An 18,754-nucleotide genomic window follows, 5' to 3' on the forward strand; every position below is an offset into this window, starting at 1 on the left:
AAGGTTCAGGCTCCGATGAAGGCTTCGCGGAATGAGTCGAGGGCGGATTTGAGCGACAGGTCGGGATGGGCCAGGTAGCTGGAGAGCTTCTGGATGCCGTAGTCGCCGCTGACGTGTTCCTCGATCCAGTCGGCCTCGTCGAAGGCGATGTTGTGCTCGGCTCCGGCCTGGGCGTCGATCACCGAATGCAGCGTGCGCGGCGAGGCGCCGGAGAAGCCCAGGAACAGGCAGGGCTGCTGGCCCAGGCGCGTCATGAACAGCGCCAGCTCGAAATCGGCGCGCGAGAGGAAGGGCGTGATCAGGTGCATCCAGAAGCTGGCCACCATGCTGCGATACATCGGGTCGCGCGGCAGCGGCAGGATCAGGTTCTTGTCCAGGCGGCTGGAGGTGCTGGCCATCACCGGCTGTAGCAGCAGGCCCAGCGCCAGCAGCAACTGGCGCGGCGTGCCGGCGAAGCCGGCCTGGCCCAGCATCTGCTGTAGCGAGCCCAGCGTCTGCATGTCCATGAAGTCGGCGAAGGCGGCGCTGTAGCCGGCGCTGTTGATGTCCAGCTCCAGCGTGGTCGAGGCCAGCGTCTGCAGCGGCGTGCCGGGGTCGGGGGCGGTGAGCACGCTGGTGGTCAGCGCCTCCAGGCGCGTCCACAGGCGCGCGAGGATCAGCGGGCTGTTGCTGACGAAGGCCACCGGGTCGTCGACCTCGATGGCGCTCATCGAGATGAACGGGAAGCGGCGCTGCGACTGGTCGCCGCTGGCGCGCAGGTGGCCGGCGATGGCGCGGCGGCTCTTCGGGCCCATGACCGCGAAGTGGAGCGGCTCGATGCCGTCGTAGATGATCTTCCAGCGCGGATCGCGCGAGAGCATCTCCATGGTTTGCGCCAGCCAGTTGTCTAGCAGCGTGATCAGGGCGGCGTTGTCGGTAGCCTTGATGAAGTCCCCGCGGGTGGGGATCTTGCCGAAGTACCCTACCTTGATCGGGGTGCCGGTTGCGCTCATTGCGTAGCCCCTGTGGTGGTTTGTTGGTTTTGTGATGGTGAAGCCGGCGGCGCCTGCGGTGCGGGTGCGCCCGCCGGGCTCGGGTTCGCCGGGGCGGATGGCGCCGGCTGGCCGGGCGCGGCCGGGGTTGTGGACGGGGCCGCTGCGGCCATCGGCGCGCCGCCGGCGATCGTCTCCGGCAGCTTCAGGCCGCGCAGGGCGGCGGTGCCGCGAGCGGCGCCGTTGCCGTTGCCCGAGACCTCGGCGCTGCTGATGATCTTCAGGTTGACCACCACGGTGACGCCCTCATTGGTCCACGACAGCTCGAAGGCGCCATTGTCGCGACGCTTGCGCTGGGCCGTGTTGATCAGGCGCTCCAGGCCGAAGCGGCCGGGCTGGTTGGCCACTTCCACGGTGCGCCCGTCATAGGTGACGGCGGTCACGCGCGCACCGGGCGAACCCTGCGGATTGGGCCAGATGAAGTTGGTCCACTGCGCCTGGGTATTGCGGTAGCGCAGCTGCTGGCCGTCGATCTCGATGGTGTATTCCAGCGCGCCGGGGGCCGGCTGCGGCTGGATCTGGAACACCGTCTGCGCATCGCCCGCGCCACCGCCCGCCGCGCCGCCGTTGGCGGCGCCCGGGGTGCTGATCCAGTCGGCGAAGCTGGTGGTGATGGCCGGCGACAGCGTGATGCCCATGTCGGCCCACTTGCGCGGCGAGAGCGCGTCGCCGCGGCGCACCACCAGCGGTCCCATGGAGCTGGTGACGAACTTGGAGATGGCGCCATTTTCGCCGAAGACCGTGCCGATCTCGCCGCCGTTGGCCTCGATCTTGGAGTTGGGCGAGAACGGGTACTTGGCCGCCAGGTTGCTCTGGAACGGTTCATACACCTGGGCGCGCCAGATCTTGTTGACCTCGCCCTCGGTGGGACGGATCAAGGCGTTGAAGCCCTGCACCAGCGGACGCACCAGCAGCGGGCGCAGCACGGTCTTTTGCTGGTCGTTCAGGCCGGGCAGCATTTCCTCGTCGACGAACTTGAGCGAATCGGACAGTTCCGAGCCGTTGCCTTCCAGCGTCTGCTGCATCAGCTGCTTGGCGCCGGGGCCGGTGTCGCCCTGGTTCTTGATGGTGTTCAAGCGGGTGCGCAGCTTGGAGAGATTCTCCATGTAGCCGCGCAACAGCGAAGTGTTGTCCTTGTTGACCACCAGGCGCGCCACGCCGGCGAACTCGCGGCCCACCGGCCCCATCGGGATGGCGCTGGTGCCGTCGGCGTTGAGCTGGGTGGGCACCGGCGCCGGCGAGCGGCGCAGGATGGTTTCCTTGAACCAGCCCATGAAGCCGCGGCGCGCGTTGGCCAGGCCCGCGTCCACCAGCGAGGGGTTGTCCCAGGAGGTTTCGTCGTAGACGGTGTTGATCACCTTGTTCAGCGGCGAGGTGATCGGGTCGCCCAGGCGATTCATGGCGTTGGTGGCGTCATCCAAGTTGCGCAGCTCGATGATGCTCACGCCCTGCAGGAATTTCTGCCATTCGCGGGCGTACTCGGTCTTGTACTGCGTCACCAGCGCCTTCTGGATCTGCTCGGGGCTGCCTTCCAGCGTCAGGTCGTCCTTGGCGGAGGTCTTGAGCACCCAGTCGGCGCTTTGCAGTTCCTTGTTGGCGGCTTCCTTGAAGGCGTCCTGCACGAACTTTTCCCAGGCGTCGCGGGTGAAGGTGCCGGGGATGGCGTAGCTGCCCATGACCAGTTCCTTGTCCTTGTCGCCGACGATGCGCGCCACCGTCATGGAGGCGAAGCGGGTCGCGGCGCGCGCCTTGACGTCGGCGTACACGCGCTCGCGCGCCGGCATGCCGCGCACCACGCGGCGCAGGTTCTCGCGGGTCTGGTCGACCAGCGTCAGCTTGTTGTCGACGGTGGGCCAGGAGGGGTCATTGATCTGTTCCAGCGAGAAGCTGATCAGGCGCTCTGCGCTGCGGATCATCTGCTCGCGCGGCATGGTGCCGCGGTTGGTTTCCAGCCAGCCGCGCCAGAAGCGGGTGATCTGGTCGTTCAGGTGGCTGGACTCGGCGCGCGACTTGTCGGACAGCATCAGGTAGGTCTTGAGCGCGTTGTAGGCGTCCTCCACGCTGGTGGCGGAGCTGTCCTTGTAAGTGCGCAGGGCATTGGCGGCCTGCGCCGCCTGGGCCGCGCTGTCGGCCACCGGGGTGATGGCGCCGGCCTGCGGCGGGCGCGACATCGGCTCCAGGCGGCCCGAGTTGGCGTTCACTTCCAGCAGGTAGCTCTCGATGCTGCCGGCCACCGGCTTCAACATGATTTCCTTGATGCCGGCGAAGTATTCCTCGCGCAGCTTGCGTTCCAGCAGGTCGCCCTGGTACAGCCCCAGGCCCACCGACACCGGCCGGCTGGCGCGGTAGCGGTCGAGCTGCTCGATGCGGTCCTGCAGGATCTCCAGCGCCTCGAAGCGCGATTGCAGGTCCAGGCGTTTTTCCTGCAGCTTGACGGCCTTGTCCATGTCGGCCTGGACATTGGCCACCAGCTGGCGGTTGCCCATGTAGGACCAGCTCCAGCCACCCAACAGCGCGCCCAGCACGGCGATGGCGCCGAAGAAGGTGGCGTAGCGCACGCGGATCTTGTTGCGGCTGGTGTACTGCGCCACCAGCTGCTTGTCGGCGAAGATCACCTGCTTGAACAGGTTGTGCAGGAAGAAGCCGTGCTGCGAGAAGATCTCGCGCTGCGGCTTGTGCTCCAGCGCCAGGCCGAAACGGTCGGCGATGCGCTGCGAGGAGGCGCTCACGGTGGCGCCTTCCTGCAGCGCGCTGGTGAAGTAGAAGCCGCGGAACACCGGCTTGAACTGGAACGGGTTCTCCTCGAACAGCGTGGCCACGAAGGAGCGCAGCACGCCCTTGATGGAAGAGAATTCCAGCGGGAAGGTCAGCACGCCCGGCGCCATGCTCTCGCCGCGCTTGACCGACATATTGGCCAGGCTCATTTCCTTGAGCCCGTTGTAGAGCTCGTCGAAGCGCTCGTCGAAGAAGCCGGCGACCTCCTGGCCGCTGCGCTTGCGGTCGTAGGCCAGGGTGGCGCCCCAGACGCGGTCGCGTTCGCCGCGCTCGGTGTCGAGGAAGAATTCGTTGAAGCCGGTGATCAGGTCGGCCTTGGTGAAGACCACGTAGACCGGCGCGAACACTTCCAGCTTCTCGGTCAGCTCCTGGACGCGCTGGCGCAGGTTCTTGGCCAGGTTGATGGCGAATTCGGGACGGTTGCCGGTCAGCTCGGCGATGCTCACCGCGATGATGATGCCGTTGATCGGCGCCTGCTTGCGGTAGCGCTTGAGCAGGCCGAGGAAGCTGAACCACTCGTTGCGGTCTTCCTCGTAGACCGAATAACGGCCGGCGGTGTCGAGCAGGATGCCGTCGGTGGTGAAGAACCAGTCGCAGTTGCGGGTGCCGCCCACGCCGTGCACGATCTTGCCGCCCTTGTCGGCGAACGGGAACTGCAGGCCGGAGTTGGCGATGGCGGTGCTCTTGCCGGCCGCCGGGTTGCCGATCACCATGTACCAGGGCAGCTCATAGAGCGCCGCCGAACCGGACTTCTGGCCCAGCTTGGAGGTCTTGATGGTGTTGATGGCCTCCAGCATGCGGGTGCGCAGCGCGGCGACATCCTCGCGCTGGGCGCTGTCGCTGGTGGCGGCCACCGACTGGCTGGCCTGCTGCTCGAGCACGGCGCCCAGCTTGCCGGCGGCGCGCCTGGCCTTCCAGCGCTTGTAAAGCCAGAAGGCCAGCCAGGCCAGCAGGGCGATGCCGAGGATCGCAGCGGCCCAGACCAGGGCCACCTCCAGGGTATCGGCGCCGATGAACAGGATCGCCGCCAGCGCGGCGAAGCCGAGGATGACGAGGGTGCGTGTATCGCTGAGGAAATGCCAGATTCGATGCATGATGTAGGCGATTCTTGATAGGAGTTATTTTTATGCGGTCGCAGCTTGGGCCGCCGTCGCTTCCGGAGAGTGCTCTGCAGTCGTCGTGATGGGATGGGGGTGGGAATTCTTGCGGGTCAGCACGATGGCCGCGCGTTCGTGGGCATCGTCGTTGCTCACGCACAGCGCCGGCTCGCCCGCGCGGTCGGCGGCGGCATGCGCCAGCGCCAGCGCCGCCAGCACCGTGGCCGCACCGGCCGAACCACATTCGGCGCCGACCTTCAGGCATTGGCTGCCCAGGTCGATCTCGGGCAGGGCGGCGTAGCCCAGTTTCATGATTTCTTCGGTACGGCCGGCGCGATGATCGCCATCGGTAACCAGCAGGGCCACCGCGTCGGCCGGCACCGCGGCGTCGCGCAGGGCGGCTTGCGCCAGCGCGGTGAGCAGGTCGCCGTCGACGCGGCCGGCCTCGTCGGCCGACTTGTTCTTGCGGCCCAGCGTGGCGCGGTGCAGCAGCACCGGGTCTTCGGCGCCCAGCGCAATGGCCTGGGTGGCGTCGGCCAGGATGAAACCGGCCGCGGCTTCGCCGGGGGACTTCCCGCTGGGCGAGGAGCCGCTCAGCAATTGCTTGCTGCGCTCCCAGTCCTGCACGATATCGGCGCCCAGATTGGATTGCGCGGCGATGACGATGGCCAGATAGGGCGTCGCCAGGTAAGGGGAGGGCTGCTGCGTGTTGGCGTCACGGCTGGTGGCGATCAGGCGGTCCAGGTGCAGCAGCGGATGGGCGGGCTCACCGGCGATGGCCGGCAGCACGGTGATCTTTTCGGCCGGCCAGCCCTGCAGCGTCACCAGTTGCGCCAGCCATTGCGCCGCCTGCATGCGCGCCTCGCCGCTCCACGCCGCCGGCAGAAGCGCCAGCAGGTGCAGCTGCGGCAAGCCGACGGCATCCTTCTGATGCCGCTGGGCCTGCAGATATTCGTCGAGGAAGGGGTGCGACATCAGACGGTCGCCCAGCTCGCGCGCGACGTCGGCCGCCAGGGCCAGGGTGCGCTGCTGCTCGTCGGGGAGATAGGCGTCGTCCTGTTCGGCGCTCGCATGCCGGCCACGCCATGCCATGAATTCGGCCGCCGCCGTTTGCGTGTCGACATCGGCGATGCGGCCGGTGAGCACCGGGAAGCCCTGGCCGTCGGTCAGTTCGGGATCCAGCTCCAGCTTTGCTTCGTGCGCCTGCAGCTTCTCCAGCAGGGCTGCGGCATCGGCGCCGTGGGGCGAGCGCAATGCGCCGGCGGCCACCGCCAGCGTCCACAGCCGTTCGGGATGATGGGAAGGCTCGGCAGGCGTGGCGGCGGCAGGTTGCGCCGCGGCTGCCGCGGCCTTGGCGGCGGCGGCTGACGCCATCGAGAGCTTGGCCTTGCGAATACCCCACACGGCCAGCAGGAAGCAGGCCGGCAGCACCAGCAGATAGAGGAGGACGTCACCGCCGTCCGGCATGTGGTTGGAGCCGGACCAGTAGGCGATGAACATCACCCAGGTAATCGCGAAAACCGCGCAGACGAAAAAGCTGCGCTTTATCCATGTGCCCATCTGCATCCGCCTTTTATTCTTTTATTCTTTTGCTGTTCTTTGACCCCGGCCCATTCACCATGTCGTTCAGACGGTGGTGGTAGCCTGGCCCGCAATCAGGACCGCGCCGCAGGAAGTCTTGTCGCCGTCGCGCGCCACCGGGGAACCGTCCACCTGCAGGGTGGCGTCGCCGCTGACGATGCTGTTGGTGCCGCACCGCGGGCAGCTGACCTTGTCGCCGACGCGGGCCACGCGCTTGTTGCTGATCATGGTCTGGCCGGTGGCTTCGATGACGGCGCCGCCGTGCGAGGTTTTGTCTCCGAGGACGATGACGGGCTTACTCATTGCTGCTCCCCTTGTCGTTCTTGCATCGTGTGCATGCTTGGTCGTTGCCGCAGGCGTCCCGTCGCAGGGCGCCGCGGCCATCTTATTTTTTCATCACGCCGGCCAGGCGGTACTCGGTGTGGCCGAAGTCCATCAGCTTCCAGCGGCCGCCCCAGGTGAGGCCCACGGATTCGGCCACTTCGCCGTAGAGGCGGTAGCCTTCCATGGCCCACGGGTCTTTTTCGCTGATCACCAGCTTGCCGTTGCGCACGAAGGCGCAGTCGCCCGCCAGTCCGTATTGGTGGTAGCTCTGGAAGGCGGCGGCGTTGGTCACGTTGCCTCCCATGCGGGCCAGCATGTCTTGCCGTTCGGGGCTGCGGTAGCCCTCGATCAGCGCCATGTCGTAGCCGTGCTTCTCTTTCATGATCTTGAACACCAGGAGCAGGCGCTGCGCGTATTCAGGATTGAGCAATTGCCAGTTCCGGCTGGCGTCGACCAGCATGGGGCGAACCTGAACGACTTCCGCGGTGGTAAACATGTCCGGCGGCAACGGAGGCGGTGGTACGAGTTGCTCGCCCCGCAAAAGTTCCGCGACCTGGGTGTTGGCGACCCGTTCGGAGTCGTCAAATCCCTGCAGCATGTTCTTCCCGCTTAACAAATAGGCAATCATCGCCGGGCCGACCAGCAAGAGCAGAATGGCCGAGGTGATTACGTAATTCTTGCGGAGGTAGGCGATGCTTGCGGAAAGGGAACTCCTGACTCCTGAAGCTGTCCCTGCAATCACTTCATCTCCTGTTTTATTCCATCGATCCCAGCGGTCGCGCAGGACGGAAATGCGGGAGGCGAGGAACTGCAGGGTGAGCTCCCTGCCGGATGGAAAAAGCAGCAGCCACATGGCAAAGCCGGTGACCAACAAGTAGAAGACGATAACGAGGAACAGCACAACATCCCCTTTTTATTCTGGTCGTCGCATCGCAGGAGAGCAGGTTGCGGATGTCGACGCGTTTCTGGAATTGAGCCGGTCTGGCAGTGACGGCAAATTAATAAAAATCAAACAACTCTTACGAGTTGAATAACACAGGAGTACGGCCTTGCAGCCCCCGAAACAAGAGAAACCGACAACAACAAGACCGAGCCTGATGTCTGCTTCGGACACGCCGGGGTCAGACGAAGTTCGCATCCTCAATTCGATTTCGGATGGAAAAACCGGCGCACGCGCATCCGCCACCGGCGGCAAAGCGAAATCGGGACGCAAGACCGCGATCGTGGCGGCCTTGCTGCTGCTGATCGGCGCCGCTGCGGTGGCGGTGTTTTATGCAAGCGGGCCGTCAGGCCAGCCTGCATCTGCTGCGATGCAGGACAAGCCGGCCGCGCAACTGGCCGCGGCCGATCCGTCGCCACCGGCCACAACGCCATCGGCCGTTGCGGCGCCCGTGCTGGCGGCCGATGCTCCCAAGACGGATGCCGCGGTGATCACCGACACCGCGCCGGCCCCGGCGGCCGAAGCGCCCGCGCGCAGCCAGGACCAGCTGACCAGCGCCCTGGAGGAGGGCGTCAAGCCGCCTCCGGCCGCACTGAAGAACGCGCTGGAGGCCAAGCCGGAAAAGCCGGCCAAACACGCGGCGGCGCATGACGACAAAAAGAAGAAACCCGCCAAGGCCGACCCCAAGAACGACAGCGACGTCGACCTGATCAAGGCGCTGGTGGCCCGCTCGGCCGAAGTCGACAAAAAACGCGCAGCGCGCGAATCTGCCGCAGGCGCCACCTCACAGAAGCTGGCACAGAGCGATGCCGGCCAGGCGTCCAAGCCGGCCGCCGGGCGCAACGTCGACGTGGTCGAACGCAACGGCAGCGAAAGCACCGAATCGCTGCTGCAACGCTGCCGCGCGCTGGGCCTGGTCGAGGGGGAGTTCTGCCGCTGGCGCATCTGCTCCGGCCGCTGGGATAGCGACCCGGCCTGCAAGATCCCCAATTCCAATTGATATGCCGATGCCTGGCCTTGGCCGGGCGCGCCCGACGGCGCCCAACATGTAGAGCACGCTATCGATGTCTGACCTGCTGAACCAGCTGGTGCAATTCACCAGCGCGACCCGCTTGTACAGCCTCTCCCTCGGCGGCGGTACGTCCTCCGGCGAGATGCTGGTGGAGGCCTTCGCCGCGTCGGAAGGATTGCACGCCGTCGGCGCGCGCGAGGTGATCGCCTTGAGCATGGACGCCGGCGTGCCGCTGAAGTCCCTGATCGGGCAGAAGGCCACGTTGCGGGCCACCTTGTCGGACGGCTCGTCGTCCGATTTCTCCGGCCTCGTCAACGAGGCCGCCAAGCTCGGCAGCGAGGGCGGTTTTGCCCGCTATCGCTTGCGCATCGTTCCCTGGATCTGGCTGTTGAGCCAGTCGCGCAACAGCCGCGTGTGGCAGGACAAGACGGTGATGGAGATTGTCGAGGACGTGTTCGCCGAGTATTCGCCGCACGCGGCCTGGACGTGGTCGGAGGAAGTGGCGCCGTTCATGCAGTCGGTCCAGGCGCGCAGCTATACCATCCAGTATCGGGAAAGCAATCTCGAATTCGTCAGCCGCCTCCTGGCCGGCGAGGGCCTGTCATGGCGCGTGGAGGAATCCGCCGACGCGCCGGCGGCGCATCGCCTGGTGCTGTTTGCCGACTCTTCCGTGAGCAAGGCCTTCGCCGAGGACGCGACCAGCGCCAGCGGCCTGGGCGGCGCCGGCATCCGCTTCCATGCCGGCGCCGCGCGCGAGGAGCAGGACAGCATCCAGGCACTGGCCGCGCGCCGTTCGTTGCAGCCGGCCTCGTTCACCTTGCTCTCCTACGACTACAAGAGCAAACAGGCCGTCTCCACCAGCCTGCCGACCCGGCACGAGTTCGGCAGCAAGGACGCGCCGCGCCTGGAAAGCTACGACAGCCCCGGGCTCTATGCCTACAGCAACGCCGGCGAAGCCGACCACTACGCGCAGCTTCACCTGGAAGCCAGCGAAGCGCGCAACAAGCTGTGGCAGGCGCGCAGCACAGTGCGCACCCTGCGCCCGGGCACGCGCTTCTCGCTGGCCGGCGGCCCGCTCGGCACGTCCGGCGGGCAGGAGGGCAAGCCCACCGAATATGCCGTGCTGTCGGTGCTGAGCGTGGGCGTGAATAACCTCCCCAAGGACGCGCAAGAAGGCCTGGCCGAGCTGTTCGGCCCGGTGCCGCCGCTGCTTGAGGAGTGCATCGCCGCCTGCGAAGGCGATCAACAGGCCTTTCATGGCCAAGTGCGCCCCGACTCGCTGCCAATGACGGGCGACGCCGACCTCGCCGGGGTGATCGCGCAGGCAAGAAAACTGGGCTACGCCAACGCCTTCGAGGCGATCCGCGCCGACGTGGTGTGGCGCCCGGTACTGGCCGACGGCACCGGCCTGCGCCTGCATGCGCGCGCCACCGCCCACGGCAGCCAGAGCGCGATCGTGGTCGGCCCCAACGGCGAACATAGCGCCGGCGGCGCCGACGAGCTCCACTGCGACCGCCTGGGCCGCGTTCGTATCCGTTTCCACTGGCAAGGACGCAACAACGACGCGGCGGCCACCTGCTGGGTGCGCGTGGCGCAGCGCTCGGCCGGCGGCGGCAATGGCATGCAGTTCCTGCCGCGCATCGGCCAGGAAGTGCTGGTGCAGTTCCTGGAAGACGACATTGACCGGCCGATCATCATCGGCGCGCTGTACAACGGGCGCGGCGAGGGCGCCGCGGCATCGACGCCGGGCGGCGACACCTCGCAATCCGACGGCGGGGAGACTTCAAAGACGTTCGGCAGCGCCAGCGACCTGCAGGCCAGCGGCCAGGGCAACCTCGCCGGCGGCAACGGCCCGACCTGGCATGGCGGCAGCCAAGACAGCAGCGGCCACGGCAACGCGGCCGCGCAATGGGGCATCCGTTCCAAGGAATTCGGCGGCGCCGGCTACAACCAGATGCTGTTCGACGACACCGATTCGCAGGGACGCGTGCAGCTCAAGACCAGCCAGGCGGGCACCGAACTCAATCTCGGCCACCTGATCCACACCGCCGACAATTACCGCGGCAGCTTCCGCGGCACCGGCGCCGAGCTGCGCACCGACGCCTATGGCGCGGTGCGGGCCGGCAGCGGGATTCTGTTTTCCAGCTACAAGGTCGAACAAAACCCGGGTAGCCGGGATCCGGCCGGCGACAATGCCGGCGGCATGGCCATGCTCAAACAGGCCGCCTTGCTGGGCAAGACCTTCAACGACGCCGCCGTGACCCACAAGACGGTCGGCATGGCCAGCCATCTCGGGCCCTCGCAAGCCAACGCCAGCAGCATCAGCGACAGCGCCGCGCCGCTGGAGGCCATGCGCGCCGCTTCGGCCGGCATGGTGGACGCCGATCCCGACAAGTCCGGCGCAGACGTCGCCGCGGCCAACACGCAGGCCGGCGAAGGCAAGGTCCCGCACAGCACCGCCGCCCTGATCGGCATCGCGGCAAAAGAGGGTTTTGGCGCCGTGGCCGGCCAGCACATGCAGCTGGCCAACGGCGAAACGGTGAGCCTGCTGTCGGGCAACGACGGCCAGCAGGTCAGCGGCAACCAGTTCCGCCTGCGCAGCGGCCAGGCGCTGGGCGTGCTGGCCGGCGCCATGGCGGCGGGCGAGGGCGGCGCCGGCTTGCAGGCGATCGCCGCGCAAAAGAACATCGACGTCCAGGCCCAGGCCGACACCATGACGCTGCAGGCGCGCGACCAGGTCAGCGTGATGAGCGCCAACGCCGGCATCGACTGGGCGGCCGCCAAGAAGATCACGCTGTCCACCGCCGGCGGCGCCAACATCACCATCGACGGCGGCAACATCACCGTACAGTGCCCGGGCAAGCTGACCATCCATGCGGCGCAGAAATTGTTTGCCGGGCCGGTGAAGCAGGACGTGCCGATGCCCCAGATGCCCAATAGCGTCTGCAAGGATTGCATCCTCAACGCCATGAAGCAGGGTGCGCCGGGAGTGCTGGTATGACGAACGACACGATGGATATGGATGCAATCGCTCTGTTGCCCTGGGCGGATGCTTGCGCCGCAAGAAGTCATTGCGCCTACCTGCTGCTTGACGGCGCCCAGGCGGAAGGCAGCCATCTCAGGCTGGGAGCCATGCGCGTACCTTACGCCTCGCTGTTCGAAGGCAAACGCGAAGAGGCGCTGCCGGAAATCGCGCCACTGCTCATCGACCTGACAGCGCTGGATGCGTCGCGTCGCTCACGCGTGGTGTCGTGGGCATCGCAACTGGGTTTTGGCGCGCCTTGCCTGAGCTGGTATGAAAGTCCACTGGCTTTGCCAGCGTTCGCCGCCCACTTGCGCAACTTCCATCAGGTCGGCCTGAGCGACGGCCAGACCATGATGCTACGCTGGTATGACACGCGTATCCTGCCGATCTGGCTGCAGGCGTTGACTGAACAGCAGTTTGCCCTATTCACCGGCGGCATGCTGAGCATCGCCTATGTCGATCGCTTCGGTGAAAGCAAGACCATTCATCGCACAGACGAGGCCGGTCCGCCCAGCCAGCAGCTACCACTGGATCGTCCTGTGATGGAGCTGGATGACCGGCAGTTCAGCTTGCTGGTCGATGCCGGCGATCTGGATGCACTGATCAATCATCTGAAATTCGTTATTCCCGACGAGACGCGTAAACTGTGGCCGCGTACATTGATTGAGTTTGCCGCGAAGTACCAGCAGCAGGCGATGGCGGCAGGCTTGAGCGACATCGATCGCCAGACTCAATATGTATTGCTGGCGCTCTATACTTCCGGCCGCGGCACCGAGCATCCGGCGATGCAGGCCTTGATGGCAAATCCACCAAATTCTTTGGATGGTTATTATGCGGCTATGCAGGCCATGCCCGCTGACGTATGGGAAGCCGGGGAACCACTTTGGAACCGTGGTCAGGCACGGTGTACGGAGCCGGGCGAGCATATGGGAACAGCCTGGCGCAAGAACATGTGATGAAGATTTAGAGAGAAAGAAAAATGATAGCTTTTTCAGCGCGAGTTCGTTTCCCTATATTCGTATTGCTGCTGTTGTCGACGTTGATCGGTTGCAAGGATGCCGAATCACGCGGAGAGGGATTTGCAATGGATTTCACCGCCTATAACCATACCGACCACAGTATCGATGATTTCGAATTCGAACTAAAAGGGGGTAAGCGTTCCGCAGGAGGTTTCGTCGGGAAAGGAGAAGGGGGCGGTGACATCTGCTGCGTTTCCGTGCCGGAGCAATGGACGCCAGCCTTGACGGTGCAGGTACGAGCTAGCTGGGAGGACAATGCTGGCACCGTACACCGAATTTCCAAGCAGGTTCCCGTGCCTCAATATTCCACCAAGGATACGGGACATTTCAATATCCATTTTCTTCGCAATGGCGAAGTGAAGGTATTCGTCACTTCGCTGGCAACTTGGCATCCCGATTACCCCCTGAAGGGTAAAGATGTCGAACTGAAGTCGATTCTTCACTGAGCGAAAGGCGGGCAGAAATGAGTATGCTGTATACCGGCCGTCCTGTTCCTCTCGACGGAAACAGGAAGTTCTCCGCTCAGGAAGCTGCTCAACGCGCCAAAGCGATGGCATGCCTACGTTCTCGCGGCAATACCGAATGCAAGGGGCAGGTATTCGTAGGCATCTTCTTCGATGGTACCGGAAACAATTCCAAATGGGTGGAAAAGGGCGAGACGCAGGACCAGCAGGCGCTGAATCGGCACAGCAATGTCGCCCGCCTGTTTGACTCCTATATTTCTGACGAACAGAACGGCTTTTATAGGGAATATATTCCTGGCGTAGGCACGCCTTTTCCCGAGGTCGGCGATACCTTTGCTCTGGCCACCGACAAGGGCGGTGGCGGCTTCGGCTATATGGGTGCGGACCGCATCAACTGGGGGATCACCTACATATTCGACATCCTTCATCTGTATGCAACCGGCACCCGGTTGTTTGCCGGAAAAGAGCGGCGTGACCTGGTCAACCTGATGAGCATGTTCATGCTCCAGAACGGTAGTTCGTACGCTGCGCCACAAGACTGGAAGGTCGGAAATTGGGAGGTGCCGGGGTATTTGACTTCGGCGCCTGAAAACCTGCGTCGTCAAACCCTCTACAAGAACTTCGAAGAAAAGCTGAAGGCCGCCGTCAAGACCAGTCAGCGCAAGATCGTTCAAATCAACGTCTCGGTTTTCGGCTTTTCACGCGGAGCAGCCGAAGCGAGGGCTTTCACCCATTGGCTCCATGAATTGCTCAAACCGGTCAACGGCGCTTTCCAGATTGCGGATATTCCTATACGGATGGGTTTTCTCGGCGTGTTCGACACGGTGGCCGCGGTCGGGGTAGGGGATGTTACTCCAGTCACTTTCGGACACATGGCATGGGCCTACAAGACACAGACCATCTTGCCAGCGGTGGAAGAGTGCGCACATTTCGTGGCTCTGCACGAGCAGCGCGCGAGTTTTCCAATGGAATCCTCCACCGGCTGGAAGAACATCGGCTACCCTGGTATGCACTCCGATGTGGGCGGCGGCTACAAGCCTGGAGAGCAGGGAAAGTCGATGCCGGCCTGGGGGCAATCGCCGCAGCTGTCGCAAATTCCCCTGATCGACATGCATTACGCCGCATTGAAAGCGGGCGTGCCGCTGCGGACCATGGAAGAGATTGCCGGAGAAGTGAAACTTAAGCGCGACTTTGCCTCCGATCCGCGCTTGCTGCAAGCCTACAACGACTGGCTGGCAAACAACGGCATCAAGGCTGCTACGGTGCGCGAATTTACGGAAGCGCACACGCGCCAATACCTACGTTGGCGCGGCTCCCTGCATGCCGGAAAAGGAAGTTTGCTGCTGCAGGAGCGCTTCTACAAAGATGCCTCCGTCTCCGACAAAAAGGATCTGCTGGAGGCTGATGTGGAACTAGGGAAGATGCTCCGAGACTGGCGCGGACGCGCCTCCCTGACTGAAGGACAGCGCGCTGCGCGCGTGCTGCCGAAATACGGCTGGCGCTACTCGCCCTTGTCCGGAGGTGTGAATTCCTTGGTGCTGGACAACCCGTTTGAAAATCAGCTGAGCGCGGAGCAGAAAAAATTCCTCGGAATAATGACGGATGGCCCGATGCCGCCTGCGGCGTGCGTCAAGTTGTTCGAAGACTATGTGCATGATTCACGAGCTGGTTTCCGCGTCGTGGGCAAGCATGAGCCTGTTTTCCTGACCGGCGGCTATGCCCGTTTCCGGCACGTCTTTATGCAAGGCGAAGCCGACGCGCCGTTGAACAGGCTGGCCAGTGCAGTGGCGAAAAGGGGTACGGATCAAGCAGAAGAAATGGCCGAAGATGCCCAGGCGATTCGGGATTACACCGTCCATACCTATCAGGATGCACGCGATCGGGTTGTTCGTGGATACCATCGTGTCGAGAAAGCCGCGACTGAAACTGCGCATCGGGTGGAACAGGCTGCAAACGATGCTGCTGACCGAGCAAAGCGGGAGATCCAGGCAAAGGCTGATGCGGCCAAGCGCAAGGCCGTTGAACTGAAAAACAAAACGATGGCGGAAATCAGGCGCGACGCTGACGAGGCGCATCGCATCTACGATGCGGCTCAGAAGCATCTGATCAGAAAATATGAGCAAATGGAAACGCTCTGGCACAAATACGTCGATTGACGAGGATGAGTCATCCGGAGCAATTGATCGATTCGCCAATTGGCTGAGTGATAGACGGCAGATCAGATATAAAGAAAAAAATGAACGACTCTCTTGTGCGTTGTGCCGGCCGTGACGTGCGCCAAAATCGACACTTCATCGCATCATGGCGCAGTTGGTGGGGAAAAAATATTGATGCTGATGATTTCCCTCATCAGCCTAAGCGTGTGTGACGCGGGTGCCGAGTCCTCTTCTGGAGAAATCCGGTCAGGCCGGCCTGGCCAGAGCAAACGAGTCATGCTATCCATTCATAGCTACAGCTATACCGATCGCAATATTGATCAATTTACAGTCAATGGCACGGGTGGAGGCAATGTTCTGGTCAGTTCGCCTACCGCCGGAGGCGGGAAGACGACTGTGACCAGACATGACTGGATTGAGAAAACGAGAGAAATGATCGGATGAAAAGCACGAAACTGTCATTTCCTCGATTCGATCGGAAACGACAAGAGCGCCGACCGCATCAACTAAAGATGAAATGAGTGCTTTGCCGACAAAGATTCGCGTGACGCTGCTGGCAGCCACCCTGTTATCGCCGCTGGTCGGCTGCCACGATGCACAGTTCCTCGAGGAGGGATACGCCATGGATTTCACCGCCTATAACCATACCGATCACAGTATTGATGATTTCGAATTCAAGCTGACGGGCGGCAAGCGTGCCGCCGGTGGCTTTGTCGGAAGGGGAGAAGGTAGCGGTGACATCTGCTGCACATCGGTGCCCAAGCAATGGAAGCCTTTCCTGACCGCGCAGGTGCACGCCACTTGGCAAGACGGCTCCGGCACCGCGCAACAGATATCAAAGGAGGTTCCGGTGCCGCAATATAATCGCGAGGACACCGGGCACGTGAATATCCATTTCCTGCGCAACGGCGAGGTGAGGGTATTGGTTACTTCGCTGGAGACATGGCATCCCGACTATCCCTTGCAGGGTAAGGATGTCGAACTGAAATCGGTTCTTCACTGAACGGAGGCAGGCAGACATGAGCATGCGGTATACCGGCCAGCCGGTTCCCATTGACGGCAAAAGAAAGTTCTCCGCCAAGGAAGCCTCGCAAGGCGCCCAGTCGATGGCTTTTCTGCGTTCCCGCGAAGGGAAGTCGATTCAGGAACGGGGACAATCGCCCCAGCAAGCAATCAGACGTTTTGTAGTAATGTTCGCTGTCAGCCTGGCACTGGGCGCGTCGCCAATGGCGCAGGCCCAGTATCAGGCTGCGCCTGCGGCCCCAACCAGCGCAGAGCGCGATGCACTGCTCGAGCATTTGCGCCTTGTAATACCTGATGAGACCCGCAAAGTCGCGCCCAAGGTCTTGTCCGACTTCGTGAACCGCTACCTACAACGGGCAAAACGGTCTGGCCTGGACGACGTCAACCGTCAGACCTACTATCTGCTGCTGGCACTGTACACCTCGGGCAAAGGCATCGAGCGGCCAGAGGTCAAAGCCTTGATGGCACATCCGCCGGTGTCGGACGATGCATTCAACGATGCATTGACCAATCTCCCACAGGCCGTATGGGAGAGTGGCAAGCCATTGTGGGACACTGCCGCTGCGCCGTAGATGCGGCATCTCATGAAGATACGGATTTTTCTGACAACGACATGGATGCTGTTGACGGTGGCCGATTACGGCAATGCCGCTTAGTCTGCTCGGCTACAACCATTTGGTTGACGGCATCGCCAACTAAGAGGCGGCATTTCTCGGATTTGCTGTGCTGCCGTTTTGCCCAATATTTCGCATAATTTGTATTATGTAAAATAACATAAGCTATTCGACCAAGCCATTAATCCCGCTTCCCCCCCAAGACTCAGACACGCATCAGCACTCTCCACTCTCAACGGCTAAAATAGCGGATTGGCGCATCACGAAGTTTGCTTTCCGATGCTTTGTTCAACCTGTTTCCCGGGTGATTTGCAATGAGTACCCCCAATTTCTTTTCCACGCAGAACTCCGTTCAAGCCGCCGCCGATGTGCGTGAAGCGGCGATGAAGAACCCCGGATTCGGCAGCGTCTTCTCCTCGAACATGGCGTCGGCCCGTTATACCGCCGCCGACGGCTGGCATGACGGCAAGATCGTTCCCTACGCGCCGCTGACCATTCCGCCCAGCGCCCTGGTGTTCCATTACGCCCAGGAAATCTTCGAAGGCCTGAAGGTCTACAGTCGCGAAGACGGCGGCATTTCCCTGTTCCGCCCGGATGCCAATGCGCGCCGCTTCGTGAAGTCGGCCGAGCGCCTGGCGATGGCGCCGCTGCCCGAGGAGGTGTTCCTGGAGTCGGTCGAGAAGCTGGCCCTGATCGACAAGGACTGGATTCCGAAGGAGCGCGGCTCGTCCCTGTACCTGCGCCCGGTGATGTTTGCCAGCCAGTCGGTACTGGGCGTGAAGCCGTCGACCGAATACTCCTATTACGTGCTGGCTTGCCCGGTCGGCAATTACTTCAAGGATGGCGATTCCGGCATTTCGCTGTGGGTCTCGGAAAACTACTCCCGCGCCGGCATCGGCGGTACCGGCGAAGCCAAGTGCGGCGGCAACTATGCGGCCAGCCTGGCGGCGCAGGCTGAAGCCCAGCGCCAGGGCTGCGACCAGGTGGTGTTCCTGGACAGCCGCGAAAAGACCTGGGTCGAAGAACTGGGCGGCATGAACATCTTCTTCGTCTTCAAGGATGGCTCGATCCAGACCCCGCCGCTGGGCGGCACGATCCTGCCGGGCGTGACCCGCGACTCCGTGCTGAAACTGGCCGCGAAACTGGGCATCGAAGCCCGCGAGGAACTGTATTCCATCGAGCAGTGGGAGGCCGATGCCAAGAGCGGCAAGCTGGTCGAGGCCTTCGCCTGCGGCACCGCCGCCGTGATCACCTCGATTCGCCACGTTAAGCGCGCCAACTCCGAATTCACCATCGGCAGCGGCAAGGCCGGCGACACCACGCTGAAACTGAAGAACGCCCTGCTGGATATCCAGAGCGGCAAGGCTGAAGACCCGTTCGGCTGGGTCAAGCGCCTGGCTTGATCCCGATACCGGCGCCCTGCCGGTTCGATGCGCATGAATACGGCCCTCGGAAACGAGGGCCGTATTTTTTTGTGCTGCCGCCGAATTACTGTCAGCAGCCCACGATAAAAATCCGCATTTCTGCCCTGCCCCAAACGCCTTTCCGCAATTCCTACGAACTTTTCCACCATTGATGAGCATCTGCCCGGCCGCAGCCCGGAAGTCCGACAGAATCACCGGCTCCCGGCTTGACGGACGGCGCGGCATGGACGATCCGCCTGATGTGAAGCCTCTTAACCATCTTCTGTCTG

13 protein-coding genes are annotated in these 18,754 nt (G+C 63.2%); 8 read left to right on the forward strand and 5 right to left on the reverse strand.

The features are described 5' to 3' along the window. Positions 1-5: 5 nt before the first annotated feature. The 5 genes from tagF to CEJ42_RS00835 form a co-directional block, all read right to left on the reverse strand. On the reverse strand, positions 6-992 hold the full coding sequence (gene tagF / locus CEJ42_RS00815; protein ID WP_088749767.1) for a type VI secretion system-associated protein TagF: 987 nt from the start codon (positions 990-992) through the stop codon (positions 6-8). Further along, positions 989-4,900 (reverse strand): type VI secretion system membrane subunit TssM, encoded by a 3,912-nt coding sequence (gene tssM, locus CEJ42_RS00820; protein ID WP_088749768.1) that lies wholly within the window; start codon positions 4,898-4,900, stop codon positions 989-991. The genes tagF and tssM overlap by 4 nt, the downstream gene beginning before the upstream one ends. A 30-nt stretch (positions 4,901-4,930) precedes the next feature. Then, positions 4,931-6,463 carry a hypothetical protein gene (locus CEJ42_RS00825; protein WP_088750189.1) on the reverse strand — a complete coding sequence of 511 codons (1,533 nt, stop codon included), beginning with the start codon at positions 6,461-6,463 and terminating at the stop codon, positions 4,931-4,933. A gap of 66 nt (positions 6,464-6,529) precedes the next feature. Next, positions 6,530-6,787, reverse strand: coding sequence for a PAAR domain-containing protein (locus CEJ42_RS00830; RefSeq protein ID WP_079214966.1), 258 nt, complete (start codon positions 6,785-6,787; stop codon positions 6,530-6,532). Between the two features lie 82 nt (positions 6,788-6,869). Then, on the reverse strand, positions 6,870-7,709 hold the full coding sequence (locus CEJ42_RS00835) for a M15 family metallopeptidase (RefSeq protein WP_088749769.1): 840 nt from the start codon (positions 7,707-7,709) through the stop codon (positions 6,870-6,872). 196 nt (positions 7,710-7,905) lie between these two features. On the opposite strand from CEJ42_RS00835, the gene CEJ42_RS00840 reads away from it, so the two are divergent. The 8 genes from CEJ42_RS00840 (at position 7,906) to CEJ42_RS00875 (ending at position 18,464) form a co-directional block, all read left to right on the forward strand. After that, positions 7,906-8,748, forward strand: coding sequence for a hypothetical protein (locus CEJ42_RS00840; protein WP_088749770.1), 843 nt, complete (start codon positions 7,906-7,908; stop codon positions 8,746-8,748). Between the two features lie 64 nt (positions 8,749-8,812). Next, positions 8,813-11,761 (forward strand): type VI secretion system Vgr family protein, encoded by a 2,949-nt coding sequence (locus CEJ42_RS00845; protein ID WP_088749771.1) that lies wholly within the window; start codon positions 8,813-8,815, stop codon positions 11,759-11,761. Continuing rightward, positions 11,758-12,741 carry a DUF4123 domain-containing protein gene (locus CEJ42_RS00850; RefSeq protein ID WP_165774366.1) on the forward strand — a complete coding sequence of 328 codons (984 nt, stop codon included), beginning with the start codon at positions 11,758-11,760 and terminating at the stop codon, positions 12,739-12,741. Before CEJ42_RS00845 ends, CEJ42_RS00850 begins: the two co-directional genes overlap by 4 nt. 128 nt (positions 12,742-12,869) lie before the next feature. Continuing rightward, a complete protein-coding gene (locus tag CEJ42_RS00855) occupies positions 12,870-13,250 on the forward strand; it encodes a DUF3304 domain-containing protein (protein ID WP_165774367.1) in 381 nt (126 codons plus the stop codon). A gap of 17 nt (positions 13,251-13,267) precedes the next feature. Next, positions 13,268-15,424, forward strand: coding sequence for a T6SS phospholipase effector Tle1-like catalytic domain-containing protein (locus CEJ42_RS00860; RefSeq protein ID WP_088749773.1), 2,157 nt, complete (start codon positions 13,268-13,270; stop codon positions 15,422-15,424). 544 nt (positions 15,425-15,968) lie between these two features. Beyond that, positions 15,969-16,427 carry a DUF3304 domain-containing protein gene (locus CEJ42_RS00865; RefSeq protein WP_165774368.1) on the forward strand — a complete coding sequence of 153 codons (459 nt, stop codon included), beginning with the start codon at positions 15,969-15,971 and terminating at the stop codon, positions 16,425-16,427. A gap of 16 nt (positions 16,428-16,443) precedes the next feature. Then, on the forward strand, positions 16,444-17,019 hold the full coding sequence (locus tag CEJ42_RS00870) for a hypothetical protein (protein ID WP_088749775.1): 576 nt from the start codon (positions 16,444-16,446) through the stop codon (positions 17,017-17,019). Positions 17,020-17,375: 356 nt separating this feature from the next. Next, entirely contained in the window at positions 17,376-18,464 is a 1,089-nt protein-coding gene (locus CEJ42_RS00875; protein WP_079214987.1) for a branched-chain amino acid aminotransferase, read from the forward strand. Positions 18,465-18,754: the final 290 nt, after the last annotated feature.

Source organism: Herbaspirillum robiniae (assembly GCF_002213415.1).
GTDB lineage: Bacteria > Pseudomonadota > Gammaproteobacteria > Burkholderiales > Burkholderiaceae_D > Herbaspirillum > Herbaspirillum robiniae.